Raw genomic sequence first — 16,667 nt, forward strand, 5'->3', positions numbered from 1 at the left:
GATACTCTCATCTTCGAACCAGACAAACTATTGTGCTAATTCGGGCCATTGCTCAACCCAACAACACTGGTGATCAAAGCCCTCGACAATCTTTATTTTTGGCTTTTTTCCTTCTGAAAAACGCGCTTGAAATGATTCAATTACAAACAGCGGCACGCTTTGATCAAATTCTCCCACAAGATGAAGCTGTGGAATATCAATCAATTGATGCCAATAATCAGCTGAGTTCAATGAGCCAGTTAAAGGCGAGACATTCAATTTTTCAGTCCATATTTGGTGATCCAAATTGCCTGCGACAGTAATCAATCGAATAACATCATTACGCGTCGCAGCAATTAAGGCTGCGATAGCGCCACCACCAGAATACCCTACCAAGACAACTTTCTTAGCAAGTGTTTTTGCTTTAACGATCGATACGACGTCATTCATTGCATCCACTATTACTGGAGCAAAACGCTCGTTCGTCCAGTACCTTTGAGAACAAGATGGGCTTGTTAGAAATTGACAAGGACGGCTTAAATAAACTGCGTTACCTTGGTCTTTCAACGCTAATCTAAGAGCAAGAGGGTTAATAGGTGTCGGATTAGAAGAAGGTTTCGTTTTACTAACCCAAGCCAATCCATCACCTTCAATATAAACTGTAATTAGCTCTGCTGACTCAAAATTAGACAAGTAACTTTGTATTTCGAAGAGATCAGTATGTAGTATTTCTTTCTTCCAACCAGCTTTATTTGCTAGAAAGTCAGCATATTTGACCCGATCTTCTACTGGAAATCGAGAACAGCCTTGCAAAATAAAAACAAATATCGCCATGATATAAACCAGCAAAACTTTCATCTATTTTCACCTTATAAAAAAGCCTTACATACTTGATATGCAAGGCTTTAAAAGTCTTATTCTATGGCTTTTAGAGCCTTAAAACAGCCATCTAAACTTAGCTGTTGCAGTTTGGCTTATATAGTCTGAGCGGCCTTCTACGTCATAACGTACAATAATTTCCGCCTCATCACTCAATGAATAGTTAATACCTAAACCCGCGGTTAATATCCATGGCGATAACTCTAATCCTTCTGTCGTAAAGGCGGCACCACCACCTGAATAAGAAGCAGTTAAACTTGACGCTTCATTAATAACGTCATAACCGACACTGGCACTACCCACCAAAGACAAACTGTCTGTGAAGCGCTGGTTTACATCACCATGAATAGAAAGAACAAACGCATCACTTGTATTGCTTTCAACATTAAGATTCAATGCTCCGGCGCCTGTTTCTGTGTAGCTTTCATCTCTTATATAGGAATAGCTAGCACGTACGCTTGGCGTTAGACTCATATCTTGGTTTATTGAGAAGTTACGACCTAATCCAGTACTTAGGTTGCCCGTATAGCTGATGTAATCGGATGTAGCAGTGGTTCCCATAAAGCTGATGTTTCGGGTACCTTCAGTTTTGTTCATCCCTAAGCCAGCTTGCCATGATAAATCAAGATTATAGAATTCAGCCCCCAAGTTATGTTGACCATAAAGGACCGATTGATAAGCATCTATAGTTGCGCCATTTGTAGAGCTTGTTCCCTCTCCTTCTACCGTACTGTTTACATAAGATAGGGCCAAACCAACAGATGTGGTTGAATTAATTTCAGCATCTGCGCCACCAATAATACCGTAGCTTTCAGCGTCATAACCACTAACGCCATTTCGTTCATTTTGCTTAGTCCAACTGCCTACAGGCTTCACCCAGGCATGTTCATCAGAGATAAAACCATCACCAGAAGATGAACCCGACTGACGAGTAGAAACCACATTGCTATTTGATTGCATCACGCCGGCAGAGACTTGTGCAGAAGCTCCAGCTAATAAAGGAAGGGTTTGTGCGACGGCGTCACTTACTTCTTGACTGGTTGTAAGTTTACCAAGTGCAGTAACAACAGCATCCATATCTGTGCCTGTCATTCCAGCACTTAAAAAGCCATCCAAGACTTTTGCTGCGCCAACAGCAGATTTTAATTTTGAGTCATTTACACTATCCAATACATTAACATTCTGAGCAACAATTAAGTCGATACTATCACTACTACTGTCAACCTGAGCTGTAAAAGAAAATAAAGCTGAGTTATCCGTCACAACAAATGTTGTCGCGCTTAATGTGTCCGCTGTAACAACGTCCGTTAATGTATTACCAATCGCTAAACTATTAATAGTCGATACATCGACTTCTATTTTAGAGTCGTCAGCAAAGGTCGCTGTTCCTGCCACGACAAGCTTGCCATAATTGCTGTTACTGGATGCACCCACTTTAAGCACACCCGCACTGGTTTGCGTGTAATCACCACCAATTTCTAACGTATCTCCGTCTGCGATGGATAAAGTACCACCGTCGACTGTCATTTTCCCTACGTAACCTGTTAGATCACCTGTAAAGGATGTCGTACCAGCATATAAGGCAATAAGGCTATTATCATAAGAAGCTGATGTATCGGTAGGATCGGAAATGTCATTCTCAATATCGGCATCAAAAATGTAGTTTTCCTCTGTGTGGTTAAAGACTAAAGACCCAGCACCCTCACCCTCAGCAAATGTAATAACAGCTTCATCGCTCATAGCAAGCGTACCTGCTGCTGTTGCCGTTTCACCTTCTTCTGCACCGATACTAAAAGTACTGAGAGACCCTTCATTACCAGCGATCCACACCTCGTCGTCCACCTTAATTTCAGCGCCGTCAGACAATACCAAAGAGGCTGGTCCTTCATATCCAATATAAATTCCTTCTGTAGTTAGTGTTGTTCCGCTACCAGATACATTAACTGTGACAGAGCTACCTTCATATCCTCCAATACCAAGGTAATAGCCTGCATCAACAGTTGCTCCGTCAGACAATACCAAAGAGGCTTGTCCTTCATCTCCAATATTAATTCCTTCTGTAGTTATTAGTGTTGTTCCGCTACCAGATACATTAACTGTGACAGAGCTACCTTCATATCCTCTAATACTAATATAATCGGCTACAAGGGTTGCTCCGTCAGACAATACCAAAGAGGCTTGTCCTTCATCTCCAATCGAAATTTCTTCTGTAGTTAGTGTTGTTCCGCTACCAGATACATTAACTGTGCCAGAGCTACCTTCATTTTCCCCAATCCTAAGATAACCAGCTACATCAAGGGTTGCTCCATCAGAAATATTTAATTCACCAGTGCCTTTATATCCAACATATAAGTCACTGTCCAACGTTAAGCTTGAATCGTTACCAGACACATTAATTGTGCCAGAACTGCCTCCCTTTTCGCCAACATAAAAGTCATCATTAACATCAAGGGTTGCTCCGTCAGAGATATTTAATTCACCAGTGCCTTCATATCCAACAACAAACTCACCATTAACATCAAGGGTTGCTCCGTCAGAGATATTTAATTCACCAGTGCCCTCATCTCCAACATGTAGATTACTGCCCACAGTTAAACTGGAATCGCTACCAGACACATTAACTGTGCTAGAACTGCCTTCATTTCTGCCAACATCAAGGTCATAATTAACATAAACAGTTGCTCCATCAGAGACGTTTAATTCACCAGTGCCTTCAAATCCAACAATCAGAAAACTGCCCACAGTTAAGCTTGAATCACTGCCAGACACATTAACTGTGCCAGAAGCGCCAACATAAAGCTTATATGTTGTCTCAAAAGCGCCTATATTGGCAGTACCCTCTTTGATAATTACTGCATCTGATGTGCTTGGTAATACAGGGAGAGCATCTTCCCCGACCAGCCAGTTATTAGCATCATCCCAAGACCCTGAACCGCTATCATCCCAAAACGCAGTCTCGGCCATTACATTTGAAAATGGCATTAACCCAATAGCGGCGAGTAACAAGCAGTTCGCGCCTGTAGACCTTGCTTCCAATCTAGAGGATCTATTAAATGTTTTGGTTTTAGTTTTACCTTTGGCCGCTTCACTAGCGACCACCCATAAACCCAGGGCAGCATTCCAAACAAGACGAAATGAACGATTCATGAACACATACTCCTGAGTGTTATAAGCACACTCTCAATAAAGGCTTAACCATTGACGGAGCAGTTTTTAAATCATTTACGATAAAAGTAAGTTAAATGTTCTAATTCCGTCAGCAATGTGGAATATTAATCTAAATTAATCCACTAAGACTGACGAAAGCTGTCAGTTTGTAACGGTATGTAATTTCTATATGGTTTATTTTTATCGAATTCTGATATGCCTTGCCCTGATAATTTCAAATCATGCAATTTCTAATAGTAATATTCTTATTAAGAGCAATGATTCTTCTATAAATTTAACGACAGAGCTGGACTACTTATTAGATGAAAACGCTTTATTTTCGCTAGATGATGTACTTCTAAAAAGTGAAGAATTTTCTCCTTTTAAATCTTCATTTCGAAGTAGCTTTTCTCAAAACGCCCATTGGTTTAAATTTACATTAAAAAGAGAAGAACATGCTTCGAAAAAATGGTTTATTACAATATATCCAACCTTTTTAGACAGCGTTAAGCTTTTTGAAATTAAAGAGAATAATCTATACAGAGAAGATGAAGTTGGCGACCTTATTCCGTCGAGTCAAAGAGTGCCTCTAATTTCTCCCACACCATTCTCATTCCCAATAATGTTAGAAGACGATCAAGTACATTTTTTTTACATTCGTTTAAAAACCAACGGATCAACAGTTTTAGAACTAAAATTAAGAACACCAATCAGTACCTCGATCACCGATTCAAAAGAAAAAATCACATCTGGAATAATGCTGGGTGTTTGGCTGATGCTATGCATTTATGCACTGGTGATGAGACAGTCTAAAATATCTAAAAGAAGAGCCTATTCTTTAAGCTGTTTGTACATTATTGCTTGCGCGGTTAACCGTCTTGTTACCAGTGGTATTGCTGCGCAATACATCTTTCCTAACAATCCTTTCATCGTCCATATACTGGCTCCGGCAAGTATATGTTTTATGTATTTAGGTATGATTTTATTTTCTATACATTTATTTCAAACTAAAATTAAATTTCGGCATCTACATAAAATATTGATATTATCAACCATATTAATAATCATTTCATTTTTAAGTGTTTTTATTGGTTATTATACAATCCTTGCTCCCTTTATGTTTGGAACAATTTATTTTGTCGGTCCTATTTTTATATTTATTTCTTGGAAAGACGCAAGGTTAAAATTGAAAAGTAATTATTTTATTTTTTTCGGATTTACGATATTTTTCACACTAAACATAATCAGTATTATAATTACAATGGGATATATACCGGCTTTTCCCCAATGGGTACTTATACCAAAATCGTCCTCATTTATTTTCATAATATTGATACTACAAGGACTTCACCTGCATACTCAGGATGAAAAAAATCAAAAAATACGTTCGGAATACAAACTAAAAATCATTAAGAAATGGATTAAAATCGAGAAAAAACAACGAGAGGAACAATCCAACTTTGTCAGCATGCTTACCCATGAGATGAAAACACCATTGGCCATTATTGATAGTACAATACAGACCCTATCCATTCAAAACATTGCTATTTCTCCTGACCTTGCTGTACGCCATGAACGCATAAAATCAACCGTAGCCGACTTAAATACGTTAGTCAGTAATACCTTACTATCAGGACAATCTGATACAGATGACTTTAGCCTAAAGCTTAGTAAAGTGAATGCCAGCAGAGCAATCAATACAGCACTTGAGAAGCTTGAAATTAAAGACAAGTGTATTAGTAAAAAAATACAAAATAATCATGATTTATTAGTAGATGATTATTTATTCCAAATCATGCTCAACAACTTATTCACCAATGCTGCAAAGTACCAACTAGAAAACACCTCTATCATTGTCACGGTAGAAAATACGCCGAGGTATGATGTGGCAGGCACAGTGATTACAATATCGAATAGCTTTCAGTCATCAACCCAGCCCAACATGAGCAAATGGTTTCAAAAATACTATCGTCAACAAGAAATCCCTAATATTAAAGGCGTTGGCTTAGGACTACATCTTGTTAAGTCCATCGTTGAAGCCCACGGTGGCCACATTGAACCTCTCCTTTCCGGAGCCATGCCAGTATGGAACATTAGCTTTCAGGTATGGTTGCCCAATCAAGTCGTCATTCAGGAAGAAATTATATGAATTGTATTTATTTCGTAGAGGACAGTCCTTTCTTATTAGAAGATGGCTTACTCTGGCTGCAACATGAAGGCTTTGAAGCTCATGGTGCAGCATCGGCAGATACACTTGAAATACTGTTACAGAAAAAAATCCCTGACTTGATATTACTTGATTGGAACCTCCCTGGAAAAGATGGTTTAGACATTGCTAAAAAGCTAAAAAATGATGATAAAACAAAAAATATTTATATTATTTTTGTCACTGCTCGTGATGCAATGGACGACCGAATTCTTGGATTAAATTTAGCGGACGCTTATCTTACTAAGCCTTTTGACTACAGAGAGCTACTGGCTACTATTCATGCTTGTTTAAGAAGACCTTCCACTGTACATGAAACAACAATTAATAACATGTTCCAATACTTTCCAGTTGAGCACTGCATAACAATACCTAATGGAAACAGTATCAGCCTAACTGAAAAAGAAAGTATTATTCTTAAAATTTTTTCCCAGTATCCAAAGAAAATTATCACTCCTCAAATGATTCATAAAGAATTTCAAGAGTCTCCGTATGTTTATGAGAAAAATCGTATAGAAGTCATCATTTCACGTTTACGTAATAAACTAAAAATAAATGATGAAAACCCTATCCGAAGCTTTCGCAATAAAGGTTATCAACTCACTATTGAACTAAAGGTAATGACAGAAGAGTAGGAGAATTGATCTTATAGAGGATTCGTTTTTTTATAATAAACATAAAAAAGAGCTGTTATTATAATTATTAATAACAGCTCTACTTTGTAGTTATAACCCATTTAAATACATTATTCATTTAACAACTAGTTAATCAGTTAATGAATATATAAAGTATAGAAAATCCTATCATAGAAATTACCGTCACTGAGCTTACGCTTTTACAACAGTTTGACGCTGTACTCCGAGTCGATCAATTCCTAGTTTCATTTCTTCACCACCTTTCAAATAAATAGGTGGGTTGAAGCCTAAACCAACTCCAGGAGGAGTACCTGTTGAAATAATGTCACCCGGTTGCAGACTCATAAAACGGCTACAGTAAGCAATTAAATGTGGGACTTTAAAAACCATAGTGGATGTAGAACCATTTTGGTAACGCTTGCCATCTACTTCTAACCAAATACCAAGGTCATTGAAATCACCTACTTCATCAGGCGTCACTAACCAAGGGCCTGTTGGACCAAACGTATCGCAACCCTTACCCTTATCCCAAGTTCCTGTGCCTTCTAACTGAAAAGCGCGCTCTGAGACATCGTTAATGACACAAAAACCAGCAACGTGTTTCATGGCATCAGCCTCAGAGATGTTGCTGCCACCTTCACCGATAACGACGCCTAACTCCACTTCCCAATCTGTTTTTTCTGAGCCTTTAGGAATTTTGACATCATCATTCGGACCGACAATTGCTGATGTCCATTTACTAAAAATCACTGGTTCTTCTGGAACAGGCATACCTGATTCAGCAGCATGATCTGCATAATTCAAACCAATACAAATAAACTTACCAACATGATTTACACAAGGTCCAATTCGAGGATTTCCCGCTACTTTTGGAAGAGAACTAATATCTAATTTTTTTAATTCAGATATTCCTTTATTACTTAGAGTGTTTCCTGAAATATCATCAATGTGTCCGCTTAAATCACGAATCTGATTTTGGTCATCCAGTAACCCAGGTTTCTCAAACCCCTTAACGCCATATCGTAATAATTTCATTACTATTCCTATTACTTAAATTTTGAATAAACAATTACTTATAGTTAGATGCTCATCCCGCCATCAATAACCTGTACCGTTCCAGATGTATAACTTGAAGCGTCTGAACCAAGGTATAGAGCTAACTTTGCTATTTCTTCAGAAGTTCCGATACGCCCCATTGGTTGACGATCAATAAATTGCTGATAAACAACTTTCTCAGGAATCCCCTGCTGCTCAGCTTGTTCAGTAATACGTTGACGTAACGAAGGTGAATCGACAGTACCCGGACATATCGCATTACACCGAATACCTTTACCAATAAAATCCGATGCAATAGATTTTGTAAGACCTATAACTGCAGCTTTACTTGATGTATAAGCAAAACGATTAGGAACACCTTTAACACTAGAGGCTACCGATGCCATATTTATAATGGAGCCTCCTCCTTGCTCTATCATGCCTGGTAAAAATGCTCGAACTATTCGATACATCGAAGTTACATTAAGGTCAAAAGATTTATTCCATGCGTTCTCATCACACTCTAAGATATTTCCAGCATGAACATAGCCAGCACAATTAAAAAGCACATCGATATTCCCAATTTTTTCAACCAAAGCAGAAATTTCTGATTCAGAAGTCACATCAAGATAAAGTGCAGTAAGTCTCGGCAATCCCTCAAGATTTTGGATATTAATATCTGTTCCATAAACTTCCGCCCCTGCATCTAAAAATGCTTTCGCACTAGATAACCCAATTCCTTGACCTGCTGCAGTAATTAGTACTTTTTTACCTTTCATAAAAATCATCTCGCTACTTTTGAATTATCTTGAATTGAGTTTGTTGTTTTCACACCATTAACTAAACGCAATATACTTAAAGGGTTATTGTTTTTAAGAGCATCTGGTAAAAGTGAATCTGGGTAATTTTGAAAACAAATAGGACGTAAGAATCGATCAATAGCTAATGACCCTACTGATGTCCCTCTAGAGTCTGAAGTGGCAGGAAAAGGCCCACCATGAACCATGGCGTCACAAACTTCTACCCCTGTCGGATAGCCATTAATAAGCACCCTACCAGCTAGACTTTCAAGCATGGAAAGTAACTCTACTGAATCATTCAGCTCTTCTTCTTCACCTATTAACGTAGCAGTTAATTGTCCATGCATAGCATTAAGGCAAGAAGTTAATTGCGTCATATCACTCACTTCAATAACAATAGAAGCAGGACCAAAAATTTCTTCTTGAAGTAATTCACTTCCACTCAACAGTAAATCAGCAGGCGCTTGATATAAGTAAGCGGTGGCTTTGTTATCAGAACTTTCAGAGCTAGCTAACATATTAACTTGTGGATGGTTTTCTAATTTTTCACATCCTTTTTTGTAATTAGCTAAAGCGCCACTATTCAACATAGTTTTACTCTGTTTAAGCGATATTTCATCGGTGACTTTACTAATAAAATCACTAAACTGTGGAGAACTAACACCAATAATAAGACCAGGATTAGTACAAAATTGGCCAACACCTAAAGTGATTGAATCAGATAGCTCCGTGGCTATTTTATGACTTCTTGTGGCTAAAGCTTGAGGTAATATAATAACGGGGTTGATGCTACTCATTTCTGCAAATACAGGAATTGGATTCGGCCTATTTGCGGCCATATCTGATATTGCTTTACCTCCAGATAGGGAGCCAGTAAAACCTACCGCTTTGATATCAGAATGTTTTACTAATCTTTCACCAACTCCAGCACCAAATATCATACTAAAAACACCATCAGGCATAGATGTTTGCTCAGCAGCTCTCAATATCGCGATTGCCACTTGTTCAGCTGTTCCCATATGCCCGCTATGTGCTTTAAATATTACAGGACACCCTGCTGCTAGCGCTGAGGCGGTATCTCCACCTGCGGTAGAAAATGCTAAAGGAAAATTGCTTGCCCCAAAAACTGCCACAGGACCAACCCCCATGCGACATTGGCGAATATCAACTTTAGGAACTGGAGATCTATCAGGAATAGCAGTATCAATTCTGACATCATAGAAATCACCACGTATTAATAAATCAGCAAACAACCTCATCTGATTACTAGTACGTCCACATTCCCCTTTTATACGAGCTTCATCTAAAGCTGTTTCTTGTCGAACTAAATCAAAAAAATCATTTGAAAGGCAATCTAACTCATCAGCAATCTTATTCAAAAATTCTGCACGACGACTAGCTGAAAGCTTATTAAATAACGGGAATGCAGATGCAGCGAGTTGACACGCAGAATCGATTTCATCGTTAGTTGCTTGGTAAAATGAAGAAGGTAACTCAAGATTTGTAAAAGCATTTCTACTTTTTAAAATGACATTACCATTGGCACTACGGGTATTACCGATAAAATTGTAACCACTATAATCAGACATATTTTTCCATATCGTTTTATTATTTACGATAATTTATGTCTAATATTGATAACTTACCAATGGTCTTTATTGATTAGTTGATAACTAAATGGAATCAATAAGTGGATTATCAGCATTTAGAGACTGCTTTGCATTGTGTTGAAGAATGTTGGCAAACTCTAAAGCTGGCCCCAACAACTCCTCATTCTTCCTTTTTAAAATACCGTAAAATTGAGGAGCTAAGTCTAAAGGTGTTTGAAGTATCGTAAACATCCCACTTTCAATATGAGGTTTAACCATTACGGTTGGTAGCATTCCGATCATTGGGCCGCGTTGTAGCAACTCAAGAAAAGTGTTTACTGAGATTGTCACAATAATGTTTTGCGGTAATACAACTCCAGCGTTAGAAAATGATTCCTCCATACGATTTCTGATAGGTGTTCCTTTTGGATATAGTAACCAAGGCCAATCGAATAACTTATCAAGAGAAACAACTTCTTCCTGACAAAGAGGGTGACTAGAGTTAACAACCACACAAAAATTTTCAGGAGCTAAAGGGATAAAATCAAAGTTCTGCTGTTGATCTTGTTCTGCAAGTCGGCCTATTGCTAGATCTAAAGTATTTTCTTTAAGCATCGTCATTAGATTTCCACTTGTTTGTTCTACCAACTCTACATTCAATAATGGAAAGCGCTGCTTTATTTCAATAATAGCTTCAGGAATTACTACAGAAGTAGCTGCAAAAATAGCTCCCACTTTTAGGTAGCCATATCCTCCCTTATGTAAGCTATTAATATGCTCAACAAAATTCTTAGATTCATTTAATGTTGTGTGTGCATACCTAACAACATGTTCACCTAAATTTGTCGGAACCATACTCCGCGTCTGTCTTTCAAAGACTTCAAAACCAAGTAAGGTCTCTATTTCTTTTAGCATTTTGCTCACTGCAGGCTGGCTCAAATTCATTTGCTGAGCAGTTAAATGCATATTTTTCGTTCGTCCAAGTGAGTCCAACAAAAAAAGATGTCTAAATTTTACCCAATTACAAAAAGTAGAAAATGAAAAATCAGACATAAATCCTCTAATACCGATAACGTGTGGTTATTGAATATCGACAATATATCATTGGATATTATTGATACGCCACCCTAATGTACCTCTCATAAAAAAAGGAAGTATGATTTATGTCGATCAAGCCTACAAAACAGGACACCTTACCCCTTGATGCCAATCAGGCTTTACTGATTGGCCGAGCCTGGGTGCCCGGTACTCCTTCTGGACCTTCTATTATTGTTATTCGCAAAGAAGATGTCTTTGATATATCCGCACACTTTCCAACATTAAGTAGCTTTCTAGAGCTAGATAATCCTGGAGAAACCTTCTTAACAACACCAGGAAAGTATTTATGCAGTGTAGATACTTTATTAGAAAATTCTCATGAAAAAGCAGATGTAAATATACCATACCTTCTTGCACCTGCTGACCTTCAAGTAATTAAAGCCGCAGGCGTTACATTCGCATCAAGTATGATAGAGCGAGTAATTGAGGAGCAAGCTGGGGGGAATCAGCAAAAGCAAAGGCAATAAGAAGCACTGTTGAACAAGTTATTGGCAATAATTTAAGCGCTGTTGTTCCTGGTTCACAAAAAGCGATGCAATTAAAAGAGCTACTGATCGAAAAAGGTATGTGGTCTCAATATTTAGAAGTAGGTATTGGTCCAGATGCTGAAATTTTCACAAAAGCACCAGTACTATCAGCAATAGGTACCGGCGCTTTTATAGGTATACATCCACAATCTGAATGGAACAACCCTGAACCCGAAATTGTTCTAGCTGTTAATAGTAAGGGGAAAATTCAAGGTGCAACATTAGGAAATGATGTTAATTTACGCGACTTCGAAGGGCGAAGCGCATTATTACTAAGTAAGGCAAAAGACAATAATGCATCATGTGCAATTGGACCTTTTATTCGTCTTTTTGATGATAACTTTACTTTAGAAGACATCAATACCTGTGAAGTTACTCTGCAAGTAAAAGGCACAGATGGATACACCCTGCATGGGTTATCTTCAATGAAGAAAATTAGCCGCAGCCCTATAGATCTAGTTAATCAAACAATTAATGAAAATCATCAATATCCTGATGGTTTCCTTTTATTCTTAGGAACTCTATTTTCACCTACACAAGACCGTGATGATATCGGTGGTGGTTTTACTCATAAATTGAGTGATGCAGTAATGATTAGCACTCCCAAAATTGGAATGCTCTACAACTCTGTAATTCACAGCTCTGATGCAACCCCATGGGTATTTGGAATAAATTCATTAATAAAAAACCTAATGGAAAGAAATCTTATTAATAAACAATTATAAATACGAAAAATTCTATTAAAATCATAATAAAAAGGTAATGATATGAATAATATAATAAAAAAAAGTAAAGTTAAATTTTTGAAGAAAACGACTCTAGCAGCTGGTGCGATTTTAATATCTGGAGTAATAAGTAATAACATTCATGCTGCTAACTTAAAATGGGCTCACGTATATGAAGCTGGCACCCCTTATAACGAAGCAATTTTATGGGCTGCTGAAGAGATAAAAAAACAAACTGATGGTCGTGTAACTATAAATGCATACCCATCTTCATCATTAGGTAAAGAAGTTGAACTTAATGAAGCATTAGATTTTGGAACAGTTGATATAATCTATAGTGCTGAAAGTTTACCAGCACAATCATATCCCCCTCTTAAAATATCAGCATTTCCATTTGTTATACGAAACTATGATCATTGGAAGTCTTACCGTGATAGTGACCTTTTTAAAGAAATAGCAAATGGTTATAGTCAAAAAACAGGAAATGAGGCAACAACGTTAACTTATTATGGTGTTCGTCATGTTACCTCTAACATTCCAATTAATTCTCCAAAAGATATGGAAGATTTAAAAATACGGGTTCCAAATGCACCTCTTTATTTAATGTTCCCAAAAGCGGTTAAAGCAAACCCTACTCCTCTCGCATTTGCAGAAGTGTATCTTGCTTTACAACAAGGTCTTGTAGATGCACAAGAAAATCCATTACCAACAATTAAGTTTAAAAAGTTTTACCGCAAATTCAGATAATAAGTGCACCACTCATGGTTGAGTAGGTGACGAGAGATCAACTGCCCATAGGTGGTATTCTAACGTCGCCAAACAATTAGAGTATTACCATGAGCTATAAGCAGTTGATCGAAGGACAACGATATCAGATTCAAGCCTATCTGAGCCAACATTTAAGTTACAGAGAGATTGGCAGGCGACTTAACATCAGTCATTCCAGTATCAGTCGAGAGTTAAAGCGGCATACTATCAATGGCACTTATGAGCCTAATGTCGCACAGCGCCGTGCTCAACATCGACGACACTGTGCTGCGAAAAGCCAGATATCACAGAAAACCATCGATTATGTTGAGTTTGGTCTAGCGCTAAAATGGAGCCCTGAACAGATATCAGGTGTAAGCCATTTAATAGGCTTACCTGTCAGTCATGAATGGATTTATGGCTATGTGCAAAGAGACAAGCGTCAAGGTGGAAAACTGTACAAGCATTTACGACACAACGGTAGGCGATATCGAAAAGGAAAGCATACCAAACGGGTCATTATTCCTAATAGAGTTGGTATCGAAGAACGCCCTGATATAGTGGATAGCAAGCAGCGTTTTGGTGACTGGGAAGTCGATACCGTTTTAGGCAAGCAAGGTACTGGAGCGATTGTTAGCTTGGTTGAGCGGAAGAGTAAGATGTACTTAATCCGTAAAGTGCCCAAGAAAAGTACTGAAGATGTGTGTCGAGCGGTTGGTGCTATGCTGTGGCGCTATCGTCGTCACGTGCATACGATTACCGCAGATAACGGAACAGAGTTTTGTGCCCATGAAAGCATTGCTCAAAAACTGAAGGCCGATGTGTATTTTGCTAACCCTTACGCTTCCTGGGAGCGCGGCTTAAATGAAAATTTTAACGGTCTGCTGAGGCAATATATCCCTAAGGGAACCGATCTTAGGACAGTGACAGATGAAGAAGTTGCGAAGGTACAAAGGTCACTAAATCTGAGGCCAAGGAAGTGCCTTGGCTATAGACAACCTGCGGTCGTGTTCGATGAACTACGAAGTGCAGCGTAATTTAGGGAGTGGTGCACTTCGGAGTTGAATTCGCGGCGAAGTACAAAAATATATAAACTTAACAGGACATATGACAAACTCTCTCGTTACCATAATTTCTAACTATACAAAAAACAAAATGAGTGAGGAAGATTATTCCAAACTTGTCGCTATTACAAAACAAGCTGCAATCAAAGCTTCTGATGAAATAAACACCTCAGAATTGAATTTAATTCAATGGTTTAAAGATGAAGGTGTTATAGTTAACACAGTTGATCGAGAACCTTTTCAAGATGCTTTAAAACCATATCTAATCCCAGAAAAAAATGGTTTCACTCAAGAACAATTAGACCGTTTAGAAGCACTTTAATTATAGAAAAAGAGGGGATGAATGGTGCTAAATCATCATAAAAAGGATGCTATGGATAATGTCCATGCATCACCCCTCAATTTGGTTGATGAAAACCAAATTGAGGATGATTTTAAATTTAATATGATAGATATACCAGCAATGATCATTTTTTGGGCTTTAGTTGTCATTGTATTTCTTCAGTTTTTTACTCGTTATTTTCTCAACAACTCTTTGGATTGGACAGAAGAAGCATCTCGCTACCTTTTGCTTTTATTAGGATTCGTTGGTGCAGTAACAGTAGCGAGAAAAGGAGGGCATATTTTTCTAGAGTTTTTCTATCGTTTTATAAAAAACTCACATATTAAAGTATTAGTAATAACATCACAATTATTCTGTATTGCCTTCTATGGATATTGTGCATACCTTTCAGCTCAAGTGGCTATACGGATAACGCAATCGTTAATATCTCTACCTATACCAAAAAGTTTAATATATTGGATTATATTTGTTTGCTTTCTATTAATGGCTTTACATTCTTTAATATTAGCATATAAACAAATCATGCAGCCTTCAGACGAATTGGCTAAAAAACTTAACGCTCAGGCACTATCTAACCAAGGATAACCATGATTATTTTATTGATGTTTCTCATATTATTTTCCTTATTAATAATTGGCGTGCCGGTTGCTGTTTCTTTAGGTTTAGCTTCACTATTCTTTATTGTTTTGGAAGGTATACCAAACATAGTACTTTTACATAATATGGTTAATGGAATAAATAGCTTTCCTTTGATAGCTATCCCATTCTTCATTTTAGCTGGCCACCTCATGAACACAGGTGGCATTACTAATCGTATCTTTGATTTTGCACGCTCTCTCGTAGGATGGCTTCCTGGTGGGCTTGGACATGTAAATATAGGAGCTAGTGTTGTTTTTGCCGGTATGTCTGGTGCCGCAGTGGCCGATGCTGGAGGTCTAGGTAATGTAGAAATTAAAGCGATGAAAGATGCTGGGTACGATACGGATTTTTCTGTAGGTATTACAGCTGCATCATCTACTATTGGACCGATCATTCCTCCCTCATTACCTTTAGTAATTTACGGAGTAATGGCAGATACATCGATTGGACAACTTTTTGTTGCAGGTTTAATTCCAGGACTATTAATGGCTTTCTCATTAATGGTAATGGTATCTTGGTATGCAAAAATACGTAAGTATCCAAAAGATGATCATTTTAATATTAAAGTGTTATGGAATACCTTTAAACGTGCAAGTATTCCATTACTTACTCCGGTAATTATTGTTGGCGGTATATCTACAGGTGTGTTTACACCAACAGAAGCTGCAATAGCAGCCGTGGCTTATAGTTTATTCCTAGGATTGTTTGTATATAAAACATTATCCTTTCAAAAAATACTCAAAGTCTCACAAGAAACTATAGAAACAACAGCTTCAATATTAATGATTGTTGCAGCCTCAACAATATTCGCATGGATTCTTACAGCAAACCAGTTTGCTACCTTCTTTGCTGATCAGTTATTATCTTTTACTGATAATAGGATATTAATCTTATTGATTATTACACTTCTTATTTTAGTAATTGGTTGTTTTATGGAAACAATCGCTGCGATTACAATATTGGTTCCTGTTCTATTACCTATCGCCATTCAAATTGGTATTGATCCTGTACACTTTGGTATCATTTTAATCTTAAACCTTATGCTAGGATTGTTAACACCACCAGTTGGAATGGTTCTCTACGTACTTGCTAAAGTATCCGATATACCATTTGAAAGGTGTGTTATTTCTACCGCTCCTTTCTTAATTCCTTTGGTTGTCGTACTCTTATTACTTACTTTTATTCCTTCTATTACTATGTGGTTGCCGACACTAATTTATAGATAAGAATTTAATACGGGTTTAAATAATTTCC

Annotated in this window: 15 protein-coding genes; 9 read left to right on the plus strand and 6 right to left on the minus strand. The window is 37.6% G+C overall.

Annotation, left to right across the window (positions count from 1 at the left end; genetic code table 11):
- Positions 1-27 precede the first annotated feature (27 nt).
- Both AC0L3Y_RS02485 and AC0L3Y_RS02490 read right to left on the minus strand, forming a co-directional pair.
- Entirely contained in the window at positions 28-837 is an 810-nt protein-coding gene (locus AC0L3Y_RS02485) for an alpha/beta hydrolase (RefSeq protein WP_473468335.1), read from the minus strand.
- Positions 838-915: 78 nt separating this feature from the next.
- Positions 916-4,005, minus strand: a complete 3,090-nt coding sequence (locus tag AC0L3Y_RS02490) for an autotransporter domain-containing protein (RefSeq protein ID WP_473468338.1) — start codon at positions 4,003-4,005, stop codon at positions 916-918.
- Between the two features lie 190 nt (positions 4,006-4,195).
- On the opposite strand from AC0L3Y_RS02490, the gene AC0L3Y_RS02495 reads away from it, so the two are divergent.
- Together AC0L3Y_RS02495 and AC0L3Y_RS02500 are read left to right on the plus strand one after the other, a co-directional pair.
- Entirely contained in the window at positions 4,196-6,154 is a 1,959-nt protein-coding gene (locus AC0L3Y_RS02495; protein ID WP_473468340.1) for a sensor histidine kinase, read from the plus strand.
- Positions 6,151-6,846 carry a response regulator transcription factor gene (locus AC0L3Y_RS02500; RefSeq protein ID WP_473468342.1) on the plus strand — a complete coding sequence of 232 codons (696 nt, stop codon included), beginning with the start codon at positions 6,151-6,153 and terminating at the stop codon, positions 6,844-6,846. Before AC0L3Y_RS02495 ends, AC0L3Y_RS02500 begins: the two co-directional genes overlap by 4 nt.
- 192 nt (positions 6,847-7,038) lie before the next feature.
- Here the strand turns inward: AC0L3Y_RS02500 and AC0L3Y_RS02505 are convergent, their stop codons facing one another.
- The 4 genes from AC0L3Y_RS02505 to AC0L3Y_RS02520 form a co-directional block, all read right to left on the minus strand.
- On the minus strand, positions 7,039-7,881 hold the full coding sequence (locus tag AC0L3Y_RS02505; RefSeq protein ID WP_473468345.1) for a fumarylacetoacetate hydrolase family protein: 843 nt from the start codon (positions 7,879-7,881) through the stop codon (positions 7,039-7,041).
- A 44-nt stretch (positions 7,882-7,925) separates the two neighbouring features.
- A complete protein-coding gene (locus AC0L3Y_RS02510) occupies positions 7,926-8,660 on the minus strand; it encodes an SDR family oxidoreductase (protein ID WP_473468347.1) in 735 nt (244 codons plus the stop codon).
- A gap of 5 nt (positions 8,661-8,665) precedes the next feature.
- Positions 8,666-10,270, minus strand: a complete 1,605-nt coding sequence (locus AC0L3Y_RS02515) for an aldehyde dehydrogenase (NADP(+)) (protein ID WP_473468350.1) — start codon at positions 10,268-10,270, stop codon at positions 8,666-8,668.
- An 84-nt stretch (positions 10,271-10,354) separates the two neighbouring features.
- On the minus strand, positions 10,355-11,323 hold the full coding sequence (locus AC0L3Y_RS02520; RefSeq protein WP_473468352.1) for a LysR family transcriptional regulator: 969 nt from the start codon (positions 11,321-11,323) through the stop codon (positions 10,355-10,357).
- Between the two features lie 110 nt (positions 11,324-11,433).
- Between AC0L3Y_RS02520 and AC0L3Y_RS02525 the strand changes: the two genes are divergently transcribed.
- The 7 genes from AC0L3Y_RS02525 to AC0L3Y_RS02555 all read left to right on the plus strand — a co-directional run bounded on the left by AC0L3Y_RS02525 (position 11,434) and on the right by AC0L3Y_RS02555 (position 16,639).
- Positions 11,434-11,835, plus strand: a complete 402-nt coding sequence (locus AC0L3Y_RS02525; RefSeq protein ID WP_473468354.1) for a hypothetical protein — start codon at positions 11,434-11,436, stop codon at positions 11,833-11,835.
- Positions 11,836-11,900: 65 nt separating this feature from the next.
- Positions 11,901-12,620 (plus strand): fumarylacetoacetate hydrolase family protein, encoded by a 720-nt coding sequence (locus AC0L3Y_RS02530; protein WP_473468356.1) that lies wholly within the window; start codon positions 11,901-11,903, stop codon positions 12,618-12,620.
- A 42-nt stretch (positions 12,621-12,662) separates the two neighbouring features.
- On the plus strand, positions 12,663-13,367 hold the full coding sequence (gene dctP / locus AC0L3Y_RS02535; protein ID WP_473468361.1) for a TRAP transporter substrate-binding protein DctP: 705 nt from the start codon (positions 12,663-12,665) through the stop codon (positions 13,365-13,367).
- 89 nt (positions 13,368-13,456) lie between these two features.
- On the plus strand, positions 13,457-14,404 hold the full coding sequence (locus AC0L3Y_RS02540; RefSeq protein WP_473462002.1) for an IS30 family transposase: 948 nt from the start codon (positions 13,457-13,459) through the stop codon (positions 14,402-14,404).
- 28 nt (positions 14,405-14,432) lie between these two features.
- Positions 14,433-14,753 carry a hypothetical protein gene (locus tag AC0L3Y_RS02545; RefSeq protein WP_473470575.1) on the plus strand — a complete coding sequence of 107 codons (321 nt, stop codon included), beginning with the start codon at positions 14,433-14,435 and terminating at the stop codon, positions 14,751-14,753.
- A 21-nt stretch (positions 14,754-14,774) separates the two neighbouring features.
- Positions 14,775-15,359 (plus strand): TRAP transporter small permease, encoded by a 585-nt coding sequence (locus AC0L3Y_RS02550; RefSeq protein WP_473468364.1) that lies wholly within the window; start codon positions 14,775-14,777, stop codon positions 15,357-15,359.
- A 2-nt stretch (positions 15,360-15,361) separates the two neighbouring features.
- Positions 15,362-16,639, plus strand: a complete 1,278-nt coding sequence (locus tag AC0L3Y_RS02555; protein ID WP_473468366.1) for a TRAP transporter large permease — start codon at positions 15,362-15,364, stop codon at positions 16,637-16,639.
- Positions 16,640-16,667: the final 28 nt, after the last annotated feature.

The organism is Marinomonas sp. GJ51-14, from assembly GCF_055808695.1.

What these genes read in the sequence shown, in the direction of transcription:
- AC0L3Y_RS02525 (WP_473468354.1), top strand. Translation starts at nt 11,434, where the DNA reads ATGTCGATCAAGCCTACAAAACAGGACACCTTACCCCTTGATGCCAAT.
- dctP (WP_473468361.1), top strand. Translation starts at nt 12,663, where the DNA reads ATGAATAATATAATAAAAAAAAGTAAAGTTAAATTTTTGAAGAAAACG.
- AC0L3Y_RS02555 (WP_473468366.1), top strand. Translation starts at nt 15,362, where the DNA reads ATGATTATTTTATTGATGTTTCTCATATTATTTTCCTTATTAATAATT.
- AC0L3Y_RS02495 (WP_473468340.1), top strand. Translation starts at nt 4,196, where the DNA reads ATGGTTTATTTTTATCGAATTCTGATATGCCTTGCCCTGATAATTTCA.
- AC0L3Y_RS02540 (WP_473462002.1), top strand. Translation starts at nt 13,457, where the DNA reads ATGAGCTATAAGCAGTTGATCGAAGGACAACGATATCAGATTCAAGCC.
- AC0L3Y_RS02515 (WP_473468350.1), bottom strand. Translation starts at nt 10,270, where the DNA reads ATGTCTGATTATAGTGGTTACAATTTTATCGGTAATACCCGTAGTGCC.
- AC0L3Y_RS02520 (WP_473468352.1), bottom strand. Translation starts at nt 11,323, where the DNA reads ATGTCTGATTTTTCATTTTCTACTTTTTGTAATTGGGTAAAATTTAGA.
- AC0L3Y_RS02485 (WP_473468335.1), bottom strand. Translation starts at nt 837, where the DNA reads ATGAAAGTTTTGCTGGTTTATATCATGGCGATATTTGTTTTTATTTTG.
- AC0L3Y_RS02490 (WP_473468338.1), bottom strand. Translation starts at nt 4,005, where the DNA reads ATGAATCGTTCATTTCGTCTTGTTTGGAATGCTGCCCTGGGTTTATGG.
- AC0L3Y_RS02500 (WP_473468342.1), top strand. Translation starts at nt 6,151, where the DNA reads ATGAATTGTATTTATTTCGTAGAGGACAGTCCTTTCTTATTAGAAGAT.
- AC0L3Y_RS02510 (WP_473468347.1), bottom strand. Translation starts at nt 8,660, where the DNA reads ATGAAAGGTAAAAAAGTACTAATTACTGCAGCAGGTCAAGGAATTGGG.
- AC0L3Y_RS02550 (WP_473468364.1), top strand. Translation starts at nt 14,775, where the DNA reads ATGGTGCTAAATCATCATAAAAAGGATGCTATGGATAATGTCCATGCA.
- AC0L3Y_RS02505 (WP_473468345.1), bottom strand. Translation starts at nt 7,881, where the DNA reads ATGAAATTATTACGATATGGCGTTAAGGGGTTTGAGAAACCTGGGTTA.
- AC0L3Y_RS02530 (WP_473468356.1), top strand. Translation starts at nt 11,901, where the DNA reads ATGCAATTAAAAGAGCTACTGATCGAAAAAGGTATGTGGTCTCAATAT.